This is a genomic window from Danxiaibacter flavus (assembly GCF_041060425.1).
GTDB lineage: Bacteria > Bacteroidota > Bacteroidia > Chitinophagales > Chitinophagaceae > Danxiaibacter > Danxiaibacter flavus.
In genome coordinates, this window is record NZ_JAULBC010000002.1 from 881,048 (window position 1) to 900,041 (window position 18,994).

Below are 18,994 nucleotides of genomic sequence, written 5' to 3' on the forward strand. Positions count from 1 at the left end.
CAAACATCTAAAACCTTAAAAAATAGTCACATGGCAAAAATACAGTCTGGCACCATTGCCGAACCCATAAAACAACATACACAAAAAACTGATTTTAATCCTTCAATACAAAAACTGGCTAAATCCGGAGGCTTTTCGTTTCTTGAAAATACTATAGATGGCATTGCAAACCTCAATCCAGACAGAAAAGCCAGGAAAGAAATTTTTCTTACTGATCCCGACAAAAAAAAGGATAGAAAAAATTTATACAAGACACTTGAACTCTGGTTGGATATTTTGCAAAACAGCGGCGACACATCCGGAATGATCAGCAAGTGTAAACACGAAGCGGAAGCTGCTGAAAAGCTGATGAAGAAAAACCTGCGTGATACTTTAAAGGCAACCCGTTCGCTTGAGGTTGCATATAGAACAGTAGCCCAGTTTTACAAGAATGCAGAAAGCGATAAAATCAATAATGTAGTAATTGTAAACGCATCTGCAGAACAGATCAAAGATCTTGACAATCCTCATTTTATTGATTTTATAGCGGCAGAGTTAAAGCAGCACTATGACCGGCTTGACCTGCGTGAGAATTACTCTCTGCTTGTTCTGCCAGGCTATCTTGGCTCAAACAAGGTCGTAGAAAAATGGGCGAAAATTGCCAGCGAAAATAAAGTAATGCTTGTGACCGATTTCGCCAACCTGGACAAGCCGGACGACGTGATAGAGATGTTTACAGCAGCCAATTTAACCGGAGGAGAATTACACAGGAGCAATGTTATTATGACATGCAATTACCTGGCAGGGCGCGGAAAGGCAACTGAAACGGGCGAAGAGGAGGACGTGTTTATTCCGGGTTCAACCTCACTTGCCGGTAAGATGCATTACACATTGATGAGCCAGGTAACTGCCGGTAAAAAACATGGGGGTATGAATGAAGTAGATGCCGTGAGATTTGAACTGAAGAAATCTGAAATATCGCATCTTGAAAAACTGGGGCTTGTACCAATGGTAAATGAGTATGGTAAGGTCATGGCTTTTTCGGCCAAGACCTTATTTACCGGCGATAACATTGGGTTGCAGACGTATTCTGTAGTGCGCGTTTTTGACTACGTAACAAAAGTACTTTTTGATTTCCTCAACCGCCGGGCATTTGAAAACTGGAATGTGAAGACTGAAGCGGACTTACGCGGACAAATTGTGCGTTACCTGGATAGTATTAAGGGCCCGGATAAACTAATTGAAAAATTCAAGATCCTTCGCTTTGAGCAAGATCCTCAGCAAAAGGATCGCATTTGGCTTGACATAAACATCACTCCCTACTTCCCTGCTAAAAGTTTTGTGATTAAACTGGATGGCCACAAAGGGGAAGATGAAAATGCTGAGTGGAATACGGAATATCAGCAAGGATAAACAATCCATATAGTTCACAATTTTCATAACCTTAAAAAATCAAACAATGGCAACTAAACCCGCCAAATTAGCACGTCTTACACTGGATGGAAAAGAGTACAATGTTTTTTCCGCGTCATTTGAATCCACAAAACCGGTTGACCAATGGAACCGCGCCACAGCTTATGCCACTAAAGCAGATGCTAAATTTACGCTTGAGGGCAAAGATGATACGACCGCGATTTTTGAAAAGTATGCGAACAGCCGCAAAAGATTCGACGCAAAGCTGACGTTGTTCAATACGCACGAAGAAGGTAAGCTTGTTGAAACGGAATACAAGGAATGTACTATTACGTATTACCATTCTTCTTACAATTCTTCAAATGAGTTTCCTTACCAGATCTCCATTGTTCTTTCTCCGAAAACAACAGTTGAAGGCAATGCTGAGTTAACGTTCGATCAAAACAGTTAGCAGGTCACCTATAACCGGCACGCATTTTACTGCGGCCGGTTATAGGTTAACCATTTAGCCCAACCCGGGTACAACAATGGAAAGGCTCATCAACAATAATTCTTTATGCAGCAAACGAATACGGCGACATCGGCGGTCAATGTCCCCCAATACATAGGTGCAGACGTACGCATTAATGGCAAACTCATTACGCATGTGTTGGCACTGGAAATTAGCCAGCAGCTATCAGCGCATAATCTTCTTATGCTGAAGATTCCACATGAGGAAGTTCAAAGCGAAGGTGTCATTTTCTTTGACGGAGCAGAAGAGCTCCTGGGAAAATATACTGAAGTAGTCATTTATGATAAGAATGACAAGGACAGCGGAAAGCGGCTGGAAACGAAATTTTACATTACAGATGTGCAGTTCGATCATGAAGCGCTTAATGAGGGTATACTCGTACTTAAAGGTTGCAGCCCCACCTGGGTACTGGACGGCGCACCGGCATATGAAAGTTTCTGTGAAGAAACGCTGGCATCTGCGGTTCGCTATGTTGCCAAACCGCTGGATGAAGTAAGAACCAGCGTAATTGCGAATCCAATTTACACGCTTCCGGTTAAATATTTGTGCCGCTTTAACGAAAATGCATGGAATTTCCTGAGACGGCTTGCTGCAGATACCAACCAATTTTTGTATTTCGATGGACGCAACCTGATCTTCGGAGCAGCAGAAGAAAAGACAGGACCTGCCCTCATTTATGGACAAAATTGTTATCGGCTCAGCATGAACATGCGCATGCGTCCAGTACAAAGCGGACTCTATGATTATGAGCCTCACATTCATGACTCATTCATGCATGAAACAACCACACAAACTGATTTTAAAGGAACTTACAGAGATCATGCGTTTACGCGCTCCAGGCAAATGACTCCTTATGCACTTAATTACACTCACCCGAAGATTCTGCCACCGGATGAAGGATTGCTTGTTGAGCTATCAAGATCCTTTACCAACAGCACTGCGTCTAATATGTATGAAGTAGCCGGAGAAAGCACGAGTTTTCAAATGCATGTGGGAATGGTAGTAGGCATCAATGCTAAACGCGATGGCAAGGATCAGTGGCATACAGATGTCAGAATCAGCTCTATCACACACAAGCTTGATGCAGCCGGAAACTACTCCAATGAATTCACAGGGATTTCCGCTGCATGCAAAGCCCCTCCTCCACTTGCCTGTCAACGGCCACAAACTTACCCCCTACCCGCCACCGTTCTTAGCAATGACGATCCTCAGGGAAAGGGCCGTATTAAAGTGCAGTTTATTGGCTGGCGCCAGCAACATTCTCTCCAGGAAACAGACTGGATAAGAGTTCTCACGCCTCATGCCGGTGGCGGCGGCAACAACGACCAGCCCATAAACCGCGGTATGGTATGGATCCCCGAAAAAAGCGACCAGGTAATGATAGATTTTGAACAGGGGAACCCGGACAGACCGGTGGTGATTGGGAGTGTTTTTCATGGGAGGAATGGAAGGGGTGGTGGGGAGAATAACCACATTAAAAGTATTATCACCAGAACAGGTCACACAATCGAATTTGATGATAACTCGGATGGGACACACATTTTGATTAAGGATCCTGGAGGTAATGAAATCTATTTGGATACAGAGGGCAAGAATATTACGATTACCGCTCCTGAAACTATTACGTTGAATTGCAAAAACATGGTAGTTAACGTAGAAAAGAATATGGATGTCACGATAGGACAAGATGAAACAAAAAGCATCGGACAAAATAAGACATCAGAGATAGCCAACACATATAGTGTCTCGTCCGGAAATAAGAAAGAAGATATCAGAGAAACTATGGAGCTGCACGTAAACCAGTCAATTGAACAAACATCCGGTGATATAAAAATCACAACGCAAACAGGCGATATGGTTTTCAGAGGAGCAGGAAAAACATTAGTTCAGGGACGAGTAGACGCCCGGATCAGCAAAGGATAAACTATGCAAAAAATCACGACAGTATTTATTTGCTGGCTTTTAAACATATGCGTTGTTAGTTGTCAGCATCATAAAGCAGGGACAAAAATGGAAAAATATAATTGGTCGCCAACAGAATGCGCACCTAAAAATTATCCTGTAAAAATTCATTCCGGATACCTTGTATATGAAGGAGGCAGCATCTATGTTCCAAGTAGCGCTCTTGTCGACAATGGATGGGGCGAACTTGGCTCTACCCATGCTGTAGGGGACGACTTTAAACCAGTGCCATATCGTTTAGATCTTACCTGGTTTTCCTACACGGAAAGCAAATTTTACACCGGTAGCTTTGAACTGCCGAAAGAAAAAATAAGCAAGTTATTCAAGGAAGGATATTGGGATATGGATGTAAAAAAGCAACTAACCTACAATACGATAGTCGTAGGTATGGCGCCAGGCGGTGTGGTTGTCGTTTGGCTTAGTATAGGTGCCCCACAGGTGGAAATAGGCCGTTATCAGGCACATGATACTATTGTTTCCATGCGAGATTTCTTACCGTCGGCTTATTACAACGATCCCAAAGAGTATGCACAAAGAATTTTAAGCGGCGAACACGAAATAGCGGAAAACCTATCCCAAAACGGCATCCCATATGGTTTATGGGATACTTACCGTGAAAGATTTCATATTCGCACGGTTGTAGATTTCGAAGATAGTATAAGCAGAACCAAACAGGTACTCTTGTTCTATTTTAATGAAGAAAGAGAAGATATTACATCTGCGTTACAAGAAACAAAAGAATATCTTTTCAAAGCGCGGATAAAGGAAATCGGTGTTGCCTGGGAACATAATAACAAACAGTATTTCTCAAATATATCATTGAAGGAAAATGAGGTATTCGATGCATATAAGACTTTATATTCTGAAAATTCAAAGCAAGCAGAGCTGCTGCTAAAAATAAATAAGCATAATGATTCAGTTAAGATTTACTTACGAAACTTTCAAAAGCAAATCTTGCTAACTCCAAAGTTTATAGAGACGTATCAATTAAGCAAAAAATTATAGTTTTTTTACCCGAAACCTATTGCATGTCTTACACAAGTTTCGTATACGATATATCAGAAATAGAAAAGTTAACAGTTGGCACAATTGATGTCATCGTTGCACTATTTTTCGACGGCACACAAAACAATAGAAATAACACAAATGCCAAGCAAAAATATGTTCACCTAAAAGAGCGTAATATTAAAAAGGGTGCAAGTATTGAAGAGGAAAAGCAGGCACAAGCATATGATGATTATGGCAACAAAGATGACGACAGTTATGAAAATGACCTTTCGAATATAGCTCGACTGGAAGCGTACTATCCCAAACTGGAATCAGAAGACTGTGTAACTGATAGTATTTATATAGAAGGTATTGGGACAGAAGACTACCAACGCGACCAAGTGCATATTCTCTATGGTGCTTCTTCTAATGGTGTGGCAATGGGCGCTGGTCGTACAGGAATCAGGGGCAAGGTTAGAATTGGCTGTGAAAAACTCGCAGACAAATGCTTAAAAATTATAAAAAAAGGCAAAAGGAAAAAGGCTATTAATTGCCTCACGATAGATGTTTTTGGATTTAGCCGGGGTGCTGCTGCCGCTCGTAATTTTATCCATGAAGTTACCCGGCAAGATGGCATCAAGTATGACAATGGCATCGGCGGCGTTGATGGTCAATATTATTGGCCTTCTTCTGACGAAATTCCACCTCATGGTTTTTTAGGATTCTTTTTAAAGCAAAAAAACGTAACTATCAATCGCATTTGCATACGCTTTGTTGGCTTATTTGATACGGTTTTATCCTACGACCCTAATGGGCATTTTTCAGCAAGTTTTAATACGGGAGCGCGAAATAAGGCTGTTGTAGAAGGCTTGCATCTAAATGCAATAAACAAAGCACGACGAGTAGTGCATCTTGTAGCAGCGGATGAATATAGAGAAAATTTCCCTTTGACTGACATAAGAAGCATGGGTACGGTAACTGTTGAACATAACCTTTTCCATAATATATACCGCATTCCTTGCGCAAATTTTCATACTTCTGTCGCTGGTTCAAAAGCTCTTCAGTTGTCATTTCCGGGAGCACACTCTGACATAGGCGGCGGTTATGTAGAAGGCAATATCGAATATGTAGATGAAATTTTAAATGGCGATATCGAAAAGCTGAAACAAAAAAAAGAAACCCTTTGGAAAAGCGGATGGTTTAAAGAAAAAGAACTTACAGTGCATTCTTTTAAAAGAAAACTATCTGGACGGCGCCGTTTGAGCAATAAGTACAGTTACATTCTTCTTCATATAATGTGCGAATTTGGGGTAAAATTTGGAATACCATTCAGGCAAAACTCGTTAGAAAACGAGTATGAACTAAGATTAACAAGCACCGCTTCAAGCGATGGAAAGTTACGAAACATAACACTTAGCGAGGATAACATTCTAATTAGAACTAAACAAAGGCTATACAAGTATGCCTTTGATAACTACACCCAACCGTATGTTTTCAACCCCTTTATTGAAGATGAATACAAAGATTTGGATAAACATTATGCAGGTTCTAAAATACCGGAAAAGCGATTTGCTGAATACCGTCAAAAAAAACAGGAACTACAAGAGCAATTGGATCTAAAAAGGCTGCGCAATGAATTTCTACACTGGTCCTCAAACTTTGATTGGATTGGAATGGACCCTGTTACCATTACAGTAGACGGGAAAACAGATTATGGTGAACGCGTGATTTTACCTGGATAAAATTGAAATTGTCTGAAAATGTTGAATAACCCTACATATGCTTTTAAAGCAACATGTCGTGTCATAGAAAAAGATCATAGAGATGTGGTTTCTTATGAATGTGCACTTCATATCGAAATACTTGAAAACATTAATAAGGTGCATTACATCAAGGAAAAGAATTCCAATATGAACGATGCCCAAGCTTCCTTTTATGTTTATCAAATCGAGATAAACGACGTGAAGGTGACCACCGGTAAGAAGGCACAAAAAGCAGCTGATTTTATAAGAAGATTGTACTATCGCTATGATTGGATAATAGCAAAAGCGCAAAAAAGTGGCTTTATAACATCAACTGAAAATATCGAAGAGTTAAAAAACAACTGGCGCGAATTAAAACAGGTAATACTGAGTAGCTATTGCGGTGCGAAGGTGGAAAACTACCTTGAGCACTTGAACAAGCCGTTTATGCAAAATACTCTTCTTGAAGTTCCATTTAGCCAATACCTGTACTTTGGGTTATTATTTCCACCCATTCCTGTTGCGCACAATTCCATTTGGCAGGGCGCACGAAATATCCAACTTTCTGATTTTGAAAAAGAAAGTTTCGAAGAAATAATTACTTATTTGAACACAACAAAAGATGGACGACGCAGGTACAAAATATCAGCCAACATACTGCCTGATTCTCCTATTTACGTAGAAAGCTTCACTGGAACCATTATGCGATCGCCGGGAGCCCTACTTGTAGATCAGGCTGAGGCAGAAATTATTTATTACCGCAATGATCAAAGGATCGAGTGGGATTTCGATTTAGAAATGAACACACTAAATCTTTGTTAGTATGGGATTACTATCTAGGCTACTTTCCGAACCTCAGGTTACAGACAGACAACACCAGGAGCTTGCCAAATCGGCAAAGCAAATTCTAAAATCTGTCGAAACAACTCCACAGGATGAAGGTGATCCTATTTCTACTGCAGCCTTTCAATCCGCTGCAAACAATGCGCGGCAAAAGGTTGCAGAAGCCACGGACACTGGGCCAGCGCCGGATAGTAAAGAAGCCAGAAAAGAAAAAAAGAAGGAGAACGAATGGCACGATCCTAACGAACAAATCAAGTATGTAAATGAACAGGGGAAAGTGAGCTGCACTTTTTGTTCATGTCTTATTGGAGATATTAAAGTAACCTCAACAGAAGTGAAGCTTCAGGATGCATTATGGGCTACTGCCGGCGATAAAAACGATGCAGCAAATATTCAATTCAAAGGTGTATGCAATCACTCTAAATGGGGCAGATATAAACCACCATGCTCAGGCGTAATCCAGTTGGGAGAATGGAAGAATTTATCAAACACAATAATTGACTCACACCCAGCCTTATTACGGAAATCGGCTATTCCATGCAATATAAGTGGTCAGGACATAAAAATTGAACACAGTGGCCAAAGGGCTGTTTTGGAGGAGTTACCCGACGACTATAGAGATTTAGAAGCGGACAACGATACTGATGACCCAGCCAAGCCTCCAACCTGCAATAATTGCAGCAGCGAGTTTACAATAGAACAAGTTAAGGCGATGGCTGGCACCCTGACTTCACAACAGGAAAAATTTGCAATATCCGTTTTGAAGTATTTAAATCTATATCGAGCGAAGTTCAATCTTGACACATGCATAAGGAAGGCACAATTTATGGCTCAAGTCATGGCTGAAACGGATGCATTTAGCATATCTCTTGAAAGTGGAAATTACCAGCCCTCAGCATTAACTGAATTTGCACATGGTGGAACAAGATTTCATAAAGATGCCTTATTGGCCGATTATTTTATTGAGCCGGAAAAAGATCAAAAAAAATGCTATGGTTATTTTTCAGATGTAGAACTAGACACAAAAATCATCTTGGAATACAAAAGCACAAGTCTAATTAAGGATAAGAAAATTTTAAGAGAATTACTCAAGGAGGAGCCTTATAATCAAATAAAAATCGATCAGAGGGAATTGTACGGACGTAGCATGAAGGATACAAAGACTAAGCAATTTATAGACAAGACATTATATGATGATAAAGATCTTAAAATTATACTCAAAGGGCATGAAGCCTATCAGGTAGAAATCTTTTCACGGGCCTATGGTGGCTGGATGAAGAACGGTGATGAAAAAACGAAAGACGGATATAGATTCAGAGGTAGGGGAATACTTCAATTAACTGGCAGGGAAGATTATACCAAACTTTCTGAATATAGAAACAAACATCCTTTTCCTAGTGATGCAAGTGGTGACATAGATTTTACTAAAGATGTTGATGCTGCCAGCTTTAAAGGAAACTATGAAAAACTGGATGATAAGGAAGACGCTATTTATGCAGTACAATCTGCCGTATGGGAGTGGTTCGATTCAAAAAAAACAAGTTTGTTTGGCACCAATGGCTTTGCGGACAATGATGATATAGCTAAGGTCTCTAAAACAATTAATGGAGGATTTAATGGTATTAAACGACGTAATGATTATATTAAAAAGGCAAGACAAAAAACAGCGTTTGATGTTTTCAACCATTATGAAACCGTGTATAATAATGGAAACACCATAGATAAAAAAATTGTTATGAAAAACTTGCAATTACTCAATAAAGATGCGTCTATGCCAGATCCAGATGACAAGACTAAAAACATAAAATTTAAAGATGACAATGCAATTGCTCTTTATGAAAAATTAAGGAACCAGGAGGAGGAGGCAAAAAAAACTGATACAAAAAAGATCTAACAAATGTAAATACGCAAAATGACATGAATCCAAGAAATTAAATCAACCTTACCATGCAGAAGAATTTTTTTGTGACTGTTATTACATTGATTTTATCCGTAAACGCCTTTACACAATCAATCGCAATAAAAAATATATCATATAAAAGTAAAGACGGAAGCATTAAACTTGAATTTCCGGTAATCAACTATTTTGACAGAAATATAGAACGGACAATAAATAAATGTATTCAAACCAGAATACTTGAACTTGACACAATTGGTCAATACAAATCTTCCCCTACTATGTTTAACAAATCCATATATAATGAGAAAGAAGGCGTAGGAGGCTTTATTTCACTTTCGTACGCAGTATATTGCACAGATAAAATATTATCTATTCGATTTAAAGGAGAAACAATGGGTGTTTATCCTGACAGCTATGCCGATAATTACACTTTCAATTTAAAAAATGGAAAACTTCTACAAATTGATGATTTAATTGTTAATAACTCATCCTTCAACATTTATGATACACTATACAACTTAAACAAATTGGAGATGGAGAATGAAATAATTGGGGTTGACAGCGATATTGTTGATCATGTACGGGCAATACTAGAAGAATCAATAAACGAAAGGAAAGCTGTTGACTTTTATATTTCTAATGACTCAATAACTTTTTTTCATAGTTCTGCAGGCTTTTCTCATGCGATGCGATGTTATGAAATGGATTTTAGGACAAATTTTTCAACTCAGGATATTGGAATTCACTTCACAGATACAGGTAAATTGATTTTACTTGATCCTGCTAACACCGGTAAGAAAGAGAATCCGAGTAAACATATGATAATAAAATCGTCGAATTGGTATTATTAGATGATCATAGTCCTTTGTCAGTATAAGAACCCATTTCAAACAATAAAAATAGTTGAGGCAAGATGTAAGAACTCATTAACTCCTACACCCCCTTTTCAACCCAACCCCTTTCCCATGCAACTCAAAAATCAATTCACCAAAGAAGCCATCAAATCCCGCCTAATGGAAAACGCCTCCAGCCTTTGGGATGTAAAAAATGTAAACGCACTTGATCCTTTTGTTAAGTTGTTGATGGAGGCATTTAGCACGGAAGTATATCGCGCGGCAAATGAAGTACAGAATATCGAAGGGCGGATATTAGATAAAATTTCCCAGTTGCTTACCCCTACCTTTCTTACGATGCCACAATCCGCACACGCTGTTATGCGTGCAAGTCCTGCGGATGAAAGTTACCTTCTTAGTCCGTTTACCCCGTTTACGGCGAAGAAAAAAGCCACTGCTCACCAAAATAAGGATGCGCTCAGCGTACATTTTACGCCTGTTGACTACACTTTTTTGGTCAAGGCAAAAATTAATTGTATGGCTGCAGGTCACCAGGTTTTCGCTTTTGATTCCGCAGGCTTTAGACAGACCTTAGCAAGAACCTCGATGCCCCTTCCATGGGCGACTTGCTATATCGGCATCGAAGCGTCCGGAGAACTTAATAATCTCAAAGATGCATCCCTTTACTTTGATTTCCCTTCACACATTACACAAAACTGGATCTATCAGTTGCTGCCTTTGTGTAAGGCTGCAATAGGTAATGAACCGGTTGAGGTTTGTGCCGGACAAAAGTATGGACATGAAAATAATGTCAGCACAGAAGAGCAAATATTTGAGGCTCATGATATGATGTTGAAAATTACTGATAAAGTAAAATTGCTATATCAGCATAAATTTCTAACCATGAACGATTGCCCAATACCAACTGCAATAAAGATTTCTGATCTACCGGATGACATAAAGAGCGCATTTAATATTCAAATTCTGAATGAGAGGCTGAGCAAAAAATTCATCTGGCTAAAACTTAGTTTTCCCGCCAGTTTTACCTATGAAATCATGGAAGATATGCATATTCATCTCAATGCCTTTCCAGTTGTAAATCGTTCGTTTGTCAGCCATACACACAATCTGCAATCGTTGTACAGCATCATTCCTTTAACGACTAATACGAGTGAGAGCTTTATGACTGTTCATCGTGTATCGGACAGCAACAACCGAACACTTACTGAGATTCCTTACGGCCGGTCATCCACCAAAAAAACAGGCTATTATTCCCTGAGGTACGGCGGTGCAGAACGATTCGACAACAGGTCTGCACAGGATATTGTAAATTACCTGATTGAACTTTGCCGTGACGAAGTGGTTGCTTTTTCTTCACTTGACCAGGATTTTATGATAACCATTCTTCAAACTCTCTCCAGAGAACTGAATATTATTGAACATAAAGCCGCAAATACTGAAAAACAAATAAAGAAGACAACTACTTATCTTATTACGGAAGCCTTTGACATAAACAGCTTGCTTTTTGCTGAGTACTGGGTAACACAAAGCACACTGGCAAATAACATTCGTTCCGGCACTTTTCTAAAGGCTATGCAAACTTCCGCCCTGATACCTGAAGAATGTGTGCTACTTAGCGAGACAACCGGTGGTAAAGAAAGCTTAAAATCCGGAGAACGCTTAAATGCGTATCGCTATAGCCTTGGTAGCAGAGACAGACTGGTTACCCAGGAAGACATCCGAAATTTTTGCAGGTATGAAATGGGCGATAAATTCAAAGATATTAAATTCTCAAAAGGACTGATGATCTCACCACATCCCAAACAAGGTTATATCAGGACGCTAGATATAACCTTGACCCCTTACCGCTTTAATGAACTAAACAATTCTGAATGGAATCTTATTGCTAACGATCTATTGCACAAAATTAAAGGCAGCAGCTGCGGAGAAATTAACTACAGGATCTTTGTTGAGCAAACGTTGGAATAATAATGGCTGTATCAGGAATGACCTGTCAAAAAAAAAATCAAAATTCAAAAGTAAAAATTCAAAAAATGAATGGTCCAAAAGAAAGGATTAATGACAGCATTAATGTTTTTTAATTTTGACTTTTTACTTTTGAATTATTCCATCAGGATCAAAACAACTGTTCTGCTATTAACGCATAATAAATTTGCCCGTTGGACATAAATGAATAAGTTTTATCACCCATATTCTCTTTCATCCACAAGGACTTTTCCTTGAATGTTCTTAAAATTTGCAGAATCTCTTCCGTTGTCATTTTATGTTTCTTTTTAATCATATAAAGTTGTTTCGCCTGCCATAAATCGTTATTCGTTTTATATCCTGTCATCAAATCCGTGGCTGTCGCAAAGGACAACCGTTTGTATGAGGCAACATCCTTCATACCACGCCTTCTTAAAACTTCCTTTAGCTGCTTACAAATATTTCTGTAGATAAACCTCCGGCCGGGACGGCGCTGATCAAATAACTTTCCTAATTTTTCAAAGACGTTTTGCACTTGCAGGTATTCATCACCCGTCAACAATAAGCCAGGCTGAAAGCCATTTAACAGGGGATCGTTTTCGGAACTATGCAGCCGCGCAGGCACACAAAACAATGGAGATTCAAGCGGAACAGATTGTAAAAATGTAATAGGTAAATGCCTGTCGGCGTACGACGGAAAATATTTTTCATAACCATTTGCAACTGCAGTGTTGCGAATGCCTACTGTTCTAAAAAATTGCCGGTATGAGTTGCGGATCGCCTGATTGTCACGTTGAATACTGCCAACAAGACTGTCTATATTCTTTTCCAGTAAATAAGGAGACATTACACGATTCTTGCCGGGAAAAATGACATATCCCGGCTCCATAGACCGGGCAGGATAATCCAGGTAATAAACACCGGAATCCCCGGTTAATAGTGAAAAATCATTTTGTGCCAGGACTTGCCTCGAATCAATTAGCTTCTCTTTCTTAAGTTCTGCATTATTAGCCGAAACACTCATTACCAGATCTTTTCCCTGGATCACAAAATCATTAAATGACGGATGTGAAACATTATGCGTTTGAAAGACAAGTATTCGGGCATCCACCCTATTAACCGAACGGACAACGTCACTCCATGAAGTTCCCTCGTTCACATTGTTTCCAGCAGCCCCTATCAAAACAATTATATTACTTTCATTCTCATGCTTGTCCAACAGCTTCGCTCCCTGCATTATACCGGCAAACATTGCCTGCGCCACGGTATCATTATTACATTTATTTATCTCAGTTAATTGCTTCTGGAAAAAAACGGCTAGCTCATCAATATCTTCATGCAAGGGAAATACATTCGTTACATCTCTGCAACTGACTAAATTGTCCTTATACAAAACTGCTCCGTACCTGATATTTTTAAAACCGCTGGCACTTCGCAGGTTTGCATTCAATGACTGTAATGTATTCAACAAGCCACCAACGTATTTGCCGTTAGTCTTACCTCCATCTACAACAAAAACAATATTCAGATTATCCTGGGTGCGTATAGTTTTCCTGCATTCATCATAGCTAATTTTATTCCCCAAAACATTAATCGCAAAATTCCTGCTATAATCAAATATGTCTGTTAATACCATTGTTTTGACGTAGCTGTCTGCAGAATCATGTTTTATTACTCTTTCTAAAGGATATAATTCATCAATAACTTTCTTATTGCAGTTGTTGCCGCCCAGCGGGAAAGAAAGTGCACTTAACGCAGTATCTGTAAAAAAAAGTTCACCTTCTCTGGTGGTGTCATTCTTTAAAGTTGCCAGAAAAGACCGGTTTCCCCACAATTTTATATAATCAGCATCTATCCAGCCAATCATATTTTGCTTGCAGTTATCAACGGTAAAATGTGCCATTTTTCCAACTAACCATCTTTTTCCATCGTCCGATTGTTTATAAACAAACAGCAGATCTCGCAAAGCCTGCTTCATGTGCTGCGTGTTGGTTAATGGCGAAGAAAAAGACAGCAACGAATCACTGACAATATTTGAAGAATAAGATTGTATGATGTTTTCATTCTTGAATACAGCAATTGCTTTTGTGGAGAACAATGACAACCGATCTTTTAATGTGCCGCGCCACAACAACAAATTATTCTTATTTATCCAACCCAAATAATCGGCACTTTTAGCATCAATCTTATGATTCAGCGGTGTCTTCAATAATTTGGGATCGTACTTTATCAGTTCAACAAAATCTCCTTTTTGTCCAACAACGTAACAGGCATCCATAAATGCAAGACTTTTAAACACAATATCATTTCCGGCTTTGGTGTATGTGAGATTTTCATTTCTGTCCGAAAACACTACCCAGTTCTCCTTTTCAGGAAAATAACCTGTTGTTAGCAAAAGATCTTCTCCCCGCAACCTATACAAGGTATTTGCCGGAGTTTTGGCGACAGTCATCTTTTTTGCAAAAAGTTGCGCCGACATGTTATTGATCATAGAGAAATAAACAAGGACAATCAGGCTGAAATTTTTCATTGATAAAGGGTTGTAAAATACGCGTTATGGCAAGCAGAGAATGTAGTGAGCAGCAGTATATTATCTTAGTTCTCTGCCCTGCTTTACTTCAATCAATTTCATGCATTTGAGATCTTCCTGTAAAATCAATTTAACTGATTGAATCTCGACATCTTTGTCGAACTGCAGACCGAGGCAATAGCTACTGAAATCATTTATTTTTTGCCCATTGATCTTAACTGCAATCTTTTCACTGCGGCATAAATATTTATCCAGAAGATAATAGTAGTGCTTATTGAAGTTATTTCCATCTGCGATCTGCTGTAAATGGAATTTAAAATCATTCTCACGCTGTCTGTATGCACTGTCAAAATTCAGTATACTATCCTGGCTCGCTTTAAAGGACGGATCAATATGAATGGTATGTCGTGCAGGGTATTCACTATTGTCCGTATACAGTAATACAGTATAATCGCCGGGAGCCTGGTAGAAATATTGAACAAAAGACTCCCTGGAATCAACTGTACTTGTTTCTCCAAACCGCCACCGGTATTGTTGCGCTCCCTTTCCGCCTGCCCGGAAAACGAGGTTTTCGAACTGCATTCCCGTTTGCGGCCCCTGGATGTAGGTGATTGAATCTTCGACAGCATATACCCTGGCCGTATCTTTTACAGTGACAAAAAAAGTATCCGTGTACTTATTGTTAATTGTCAGCAACACTGTATAGTTACCCGGACGCTCGTATTGGTGATAACCCGAAGCAGAAAAAGATTGAGATCCATCTCCAAACAACCATCTCTGTTGTTTCGCAAAGCTTGTGCTATCCACAAAGAACATCGTATCCTTTAAAGAAATTACTCTTGGATAAACGATGGCAATTACATCTTCATTGGCTGGTAGAAGCTTTTTAACGCCAATCACATTAACAAGCACCAGAACAGCTACCAAAAATGGGAGCAATGCTATCTTAAATATGTTTCGATTGTAAAACATGCAAAACAATTAATTTGCCCTTGCAGCCTGAGCTGCGCGCAATTGATTCATTAAAATTTCTCCATCCTTATAGCCGATCTCACAATCCGTCAGTTGCTTCTGAAACATTTGCACATTTGCGACTTTTCGTTTCAGCGTAAGCATATCTTCGAAATAACTGGTAAGAAACGCGGCCATCTGGCGAAAACTGGCATAACGAATGTCATGCACGGTTACGTCGTCGGCCAGGTCGTTTAGTTCCTTCACCTGGCTTGTGATATCCGCCTCCACAATTGTGTTGAGCGTCCCGTTTTGCAATGCGGTAATCCTTTCAAACGTACTGTCAAAAAGTGCAGAAGCATACTTCTTTCTTTCATCAAACGCTCTTGCTTTTTTCAGATAAGCATTTTCTACTATCGACTTGGATGTAAAAGGGTTGTTGCTGTTCCGGAAAATAATCCAGACAAGGAGCGATACTGTAAACACGAATATGCAAACAAGGTAAATAAGGTACTGACGTTTTTCTCTTCGTCCAAGGGTTATCAGGTTATCTCTTTCCATGGGTGCTAATTGGCCAATTGATTATGTCTTAATATGGAATTTCTGATTGAAGTGTTCTTGTCCATACAACTGCGGAGATCTCTTTTCAACAGGTCCTCAGCATTGTGAATCTTTACAAGTGAATCTTTTAAAAGGATCATTGCATTCAACCGGTTCAAAACATAAGTATAAGTTGAAAAATGATTGCTGCTATCTTCGCCCACTTGCCTGGCGATACGGTCTTTTTGATCGGCAATAAACTTTTCTAAAAAAATGTAATTGTCAACTTTGTCAGCATCGATATAAGAAAGGCTTTTATACAGCGAGTCCATTTGATCCTGGAGCACGAGTTGTTTATTAATGATGTTCTTGTAATCCTGTATTTTAGATAGATAGACGGACTTTTGCTTTTGAGCGGCCCATACAAAAAAATAGACAGGTAATAAAGACGCACAGACGAGAATGACAAATAGCAGCCAAAAATAAAGGGTCTTCTTTATGATCTCATTTCTGTTATGAGCTATCATAGAAATTCGGGGTTTAGGGCCACAAATATATAATATTCATACTACATGTGTTATTTTTTTTATGTTTGCATAATACTTTGCTTGCGGAGATTTTGCCTTCTATCCCAACTTCCTTCTGCATCAAGTTTTTTTGAGTTAATTTTCTCACCCATTATTTGTGTTCACCACTCAATAACCGTCTATGCAGATGAAACAATATCTTATCGACACATTTCTTTTCAATGATGCGACCAACAAGCAATTGCTTCAAAAAATAAAAATGCTGCCGGAACCTTCGGAAGCTATCGCGTTTTTCAGTCATCTGATCAACAGCCAGTACAAGTGGATGGCGCGCATCAAACACGAAACCAGGGCCCCACAAATGGATTGGTGGTTGCCAGTTTATCCAATGGAGGCTTTAGAAAAAGAATGGACAAAAAGTCTTGCACTATGGATTGATTACATACAACAAAAAGAAGACGAAGAGTTAATGAAAGAAGTAACGTTTATCGGCTACGATGGCACCCTTTGGGCTGCTACCTCAATAGATATTGCGTTACAACTTAACTATCACTCCATTCATCACCGCGCACAAATTCAAACACTCATCCGCAAGCAGGGATTGGAGCCCGATTTTGTGGATTATATTGGAACGAGATACCGGAGGGTGAAGTAAGTTAAAAGTAAAAATTCAAAACCTTTATTGTCGGGCTAAAATTTCGAAATAGTAATTGCTTGACAATGGTCATGCTCACTCATTTTAATCTAATCAAGAACATTAATTCGATTTATACAATCCCGAAGGGATGGAATTATTATAGCAATAGCTAAATTAAATATTCAAAACCCTGAAAGGGTGGCACAATAAATGTAATGTCAACCCTTCGGGTTTTAAAAATAGGGCGTATCTCTTTTTCTATAATAATTCCATCCCTTCGGGATTATGTTAACCTGTTCTAAAAAATTCCTTCGCTTTAATCAACGTAAAACGTACAACTTATAACGTACAACCACTTCGCACTCTTTTGACTTTTGAATTTTTACTTTTTACTTAACCTTATCCCTCCTCTCCTTCAACTCTCTCCACGTAGTTAAAATTATATGCTCATCCTGCAAAGCCTTTTTTAATGCAGGATCAATCATCGCCAGCATATCGCCGCGGCGAACAGGGCCTGAATCGGAGATCTCTTTAAACACTTCGGTGGTAGCTGTACAATGCATGATCATCATGGTAACGCCGGGTTGCAAGGACTTTAGTCCTTCAATATATTTCTGCGTTTTATAAGCCTGTAATTTTTTGTCGTCATTCTTTACGTCATCAGGAATGGTCCAGCCGTAACTCTCGTTGTGCAGATCGTCAAGCACTGGCAAACCTGCATCCCACAGATTTTTGCCTACCTGGCGAAACTGATTCATTTGCTGATCAGAGAATTTTTGCTGAGCCTGGATCAGTGTTGCTTTACCTGCGGGGAACATTACCGGAATTTGATTTTCTATGCCCAATCGAATGTATTGTTTTAAAAACTCAGGACTGGCGAACAATGTACCCATGTGGCTGTCAAGATGCGTTGGCTTCATGCCCATCGTAATGGCACGATCTAATTGCGCTTTTATTTCTTTGTACACTTCATCTGCCGATGCATGTTGCACAACGTCACCAACGCCTTTCCATAAATTGCCTTCGGTATCGGTAAGTCCAGGTACGTTTGTCTTTCCGGCTAATGGCACCCAGCGATAGTTCTTCCACTCGGCATTTAATGTCAAATGAAGCCCGGCATCTATTTGCGGGTTGGCGTTAAGAAATGCGACAAACGCGGGCACCCACGGACAAGGCATCATAACACTGCAACTATTTGCAACGCCTTTTGTCATCGCGGTTATGGCGCCTTCATTTGAGTCAAAACTCATTCCCGCATCATCTACATGCAGGATCAATACTTTGGCTCCTTTAGGAAATCCGAGTTTTTCAGCGTAAGTAGTTTCTGAAGTTTGCGCAGAAACAAAAACGGTAACGAAGCAAAACAAAAGGAAAGATAGTTTTTTCATATAGCTAGTTTGGTGTAAAAAGTCAAAATTCAAAAACGAAGCACGCTGGTTTCACACGGCGCAGCAACGAAACGATGGCAAACTTTCACGCACCGAATGCAAAGAAGCGGCGACGCAACGATACATCAAATGCCAATTTAATCTATCGATAAACGCTTTTTTTTGACCCCAACGGATTTATTCATTAATCTTATTTGCCCTTCAGCTTTTCCCTTTGTGCCCCTTTCTGTCATCGTGCCTTCGTGGCAAAAACTCCGTGTACCTC

15 protein-coding genes are annotated in these 18,994 nt (G+C 39.5%); 10 read left to right on the top strand and 5 right to left on the bottom strand.

Annotated features, from left to right (window positions below; all coding sequences use genetic code 11):
* The first annotated feature begins 30 nt into the window (after positions 1 to 30).
* From QTN47_RS09205 to QTN47_RS09250, 9 genes are all read left to right on the top strand, one after another.
* Positions 31 to 1,392, top strand: coding sequence for a DUF5458 family protein (locus tag QTN47_RS09205; protein WP_369329063.1), 1,362 nt, complete (start codon positions 31 to 33; stop codon positions 1,390 to 1,392).
* Positions 1,393 to 1,438: 46 nt separating this feature from the next.
* Entirely contained in the window at positions 1,439 to 1,843 is a 405-nt protein-coding gene (gene tssD, locus QTN47_RS09210; RefSeq protein ID WP_369329064.1) for a type VI secretion system tube protein TssD, read from the top strand.
* A gap of 105 nt (positions 1,844 to 1,948) precedes the next feature.
* Complete coding sequence (locus QTN47_RS09215; protein WP_369329065.1) at positions 1,949 to 3,826, top strand: phage baseplate assembly protein V; 1,878 nt, start codon at positions 1,949 to 1,951, stop codon at positions 3,824 to 3,826.
* 3 nt (positions 3,827 to 3,829) lie between these two features.
* A complete protein-coding gene (locus QTN47_RS09220) occupies positions 3,830 to 4,870 on the top strand; it encodes a DUF2931 family protein (RefSeq protein WP_369329066.1) in 1,041 nt (346 codons plus the stop codon).
* A gap of 23 nt (positions 4,871 to 4,893) precedes the next feature.
* Entirely contained in the window at positions 4,894 to 6,594 is a 1,701-nt protein-coding gene (locus QTN47_RS09225; protein WP_369329067.1) for a T6SS phospholipase effector Tle1-like catalytic domain-containing protein, read from the top strand.
* 18 nt (positions 6,595 to 6,612) lie between these two features.
* Entirely contained in the window at positions 6,613 to 7,416 is an 804-nt protein-coding gene (locus QTN47_RS09230) for a hypothetical protein (RefSeq protein WP_369329068.1), read from the top strand.
* 1 nt (position 7,417) lies between these two features.
* Positions 7,418 to 9,331 carry a PAAR-like protein gene (locus tag QTN47_RS09240; RefSeq protein ID WP_439100177.1) on the top strand — a complete coding sequence of 638 codons (1,914 nt, stop codon included), beginning with the start codon at positions 7,418 to 7,420 and terminating at the stop codon, positions 9,329 to 9,331.
* Positions 9,332 to 9,384: 53 nt separating this feature from the next.
* Positions 9,385 to 10,188, top strand: coding sequence for a hypothetical protein (locus QTN47_RS09245; protein ID WP_369329070.1), 804 nt, complete (start codon positions 9,385 to 9,387; stop codon positions 10,186 to 10,188).
* A gap of 114 nt (positions 10,189 to 10,302) precedes the next feature.
* Positions 10,303 to 12,159, top strand: a complete 1,857-nt coding sequence (locus QTN47_RS09250) for a type VI secretion system baseplate subunit TssF (RefSeq protein WP_369329071.1) — start codon at positions 10,303 to 10,305, stop codon at positions 12,157 to 12,159.
* A gap of 148 nt (positions 12,160 to 12,307) precedes the next feature.
* Here the strand turns inward: QTN47_RS09250 and tssR are convergent, their stop codons facing one another.
* The 4 genes from tssR to tssO (QTN47_RS09270) are packed head-to-tail and all read right to left on the bottom strand — an operon-like array spanning position 12,308 to position 16,704.
* Positions 12,308 to 14,686 carry a type VI secretion system protein TssR domain-containing protein gene (tssR, locus tag QTN47_RS09255; protein WP_369329072.1) on the bottom strand — a complete coding sequence of 793 codons (2,379 nt, stop codon included), beginning with the start codon at positions 14,684 to 14,686 and terminating at the stop codon, positions 12,308 to 12,310.
* Between the two features lie 60 nt (positions 14,687 to 14,746).
* Entirely contained in the window at positions 14,747 to 15,658 is a 912-nt protein-coding gene (locus tag QTN47_RS09260) for a PKD domain-containing protein (RefSeq protein WP_369329073.1), read from the bottom strand.
* 9 nt (positions 15,659 to 15,667) lie between these two features.
* Positions 15,668 to 16,198, bottom strand: a complete 531-nt coding sequence (gene tssO, locus QTN47_RS09265; protein ID WP_369329074.1) for a type VI secretion system TssO — start codon at positions 16,196 to 16,198, stop codon at positions 15,668 to 15,670.
* Between the two features lie 5 nt (positions 16,199 to 16,203).
* Positions 16,204 to 16,704 carry a type VI secretion system TssO gene (tssO, locus tag QTN47_RS09270; protein ID WP_369329075.1) on the bottom strand — a complete coding sequence of 167 codons (501 nt, stop codon included), beginning with the start codon at positions 16,702 to 16,704 and terminating at the stop codon, positions 16,204 to 16,206.
* A 181-nt stretch (positions 16,705 to 16,885) separates the two neighbouring features.
* On the opposite strand from tssO (QTN47_RS09270), the gene QTN47_RS09275 reads away from it, so the two are divergent.
* The gene (locus QTN47_RS09275) at positions 16,886 to 17,359 is read left to right on the top strand and encodes a DinB family protein (protein ID WP_369329076.1); all 474 of its coding nucleotides are present in this window, start codon (positions 16,886 to 16,888) and stop codon (positions 17,357 to 17,359) included.
* 371 nt (positions 17,360 to 17,730) lie between these two features.
* On the opposite strand, the gene QTN47_RS09280 is transcribed toward QTN47_RS09275, so the two are convergent.
* Entirely contained in the window at positions 17,731 to 18,729 is a 999-nt protein-coding gene (locus QTN47_RS09280; RefSeq protein WP_369329077.1) for a polysaccharide deacetylase family protein, read from the bottom strand.
* Positions 18,730 to 18,994: the final 265 nt, after the last annotated feature.

Coding starts and splice junctions, on each gene's coding strand:
- QTN47_RS09205 (WP_369329063.1), top strand. CDS start 31: ATGGCAAAAATACAGTCTGGCACCATTGCCGAACCCATAAAACAACAT.
- tssD (WP_369329064.1), top strand. CDS start 1,439: ATGGCAACTAAACCCGCCAAATTAGCACGTCTTACACTGGATGGAAAA.
- QTN47_RS09215 (WP_369329065.1), top strand. CDS start 1,949: ATGCAGCAAACGAATACGGCGACATCGGCGGTCAATGTCCCCCAATAC.
- QTN47_RS09220 (WP_369329066.1), top strand. CDS start 3,830: ATGCAAAAAATCACGACAGTATTTATTTGCTGGCTTTTAAACATATGC.
- QTN47_RS09225 (WP_369329067.1), top strand. CDS start 4,894: ATGTCTTACACAAGTTTCGTATACGATATATCAGAAATAGAAAAGTTA.
- QTN47_RS09230 (WP_369329068.1), top strand. CDS start 6,613: ATGTTGAATAACCCTACATATGCTTTTAAAGCAACATGTCGTGTCATA.
- QTN47_RS09240 (WP_439100177.1), top strand. CDS start 7,418: ATGGGATTACTATCTAGGCTACTTTCCGAACCTCAGGTTACAGACAGA.
- QTN47_RS09245 (WP_369329070.1), top strand. CDS start 9,385: ATGCAGAAGAATTTTTTTGTGACTGTTATTACATTGATTTTATCCGTA.
- QTN47_RS09250 (WP_369329071.1), top strand. CDS start 10,303: ATGCAACTCAAAAATCAATTCACCAAAGAAGCCATCAAATCCCGCCTA.
- tssR (WP_369329072.1), bottom strand. CDS start 14,686: ATGAAAAATTTCAGCCTGATTGTCCTTGTTTATTTCTCTATGATCAAT.
- QTN47_RS09260 (WP_369329073.1), bottom strand. CDS start 15,658: ATGTTTTACAATCGAAACATATTTAAGATAGCATTGCTCCCATTTTTG.
- tssO (WP_369329074.1), bottom strand. CDS start 16,198: ATGGAAAGAGATAACCTGATAACCCTTGGACGAAGAGAAAAACGTCAG.
- tssO (WP_369329075.1), bottom strand. CDS start 16,704: ATGATAGCTCATAACAGAAATGAGATCATAAAGAAGACCCTTTATTTT.
- QTN47_RS09275 (WP_369329076.1), top strand. CDS start 16,886: ATGCAGATGAAACAATATCTTATCGACACATTTCTTTTCAATGATGCG.
- QTN47_RS09280 (WP_369329077.1), bottom strand. CDS start 18,729: ATGAAAAAACTATCTTTCCTTTTGTTTTGCTTCGTTACCGTTTTTGTT.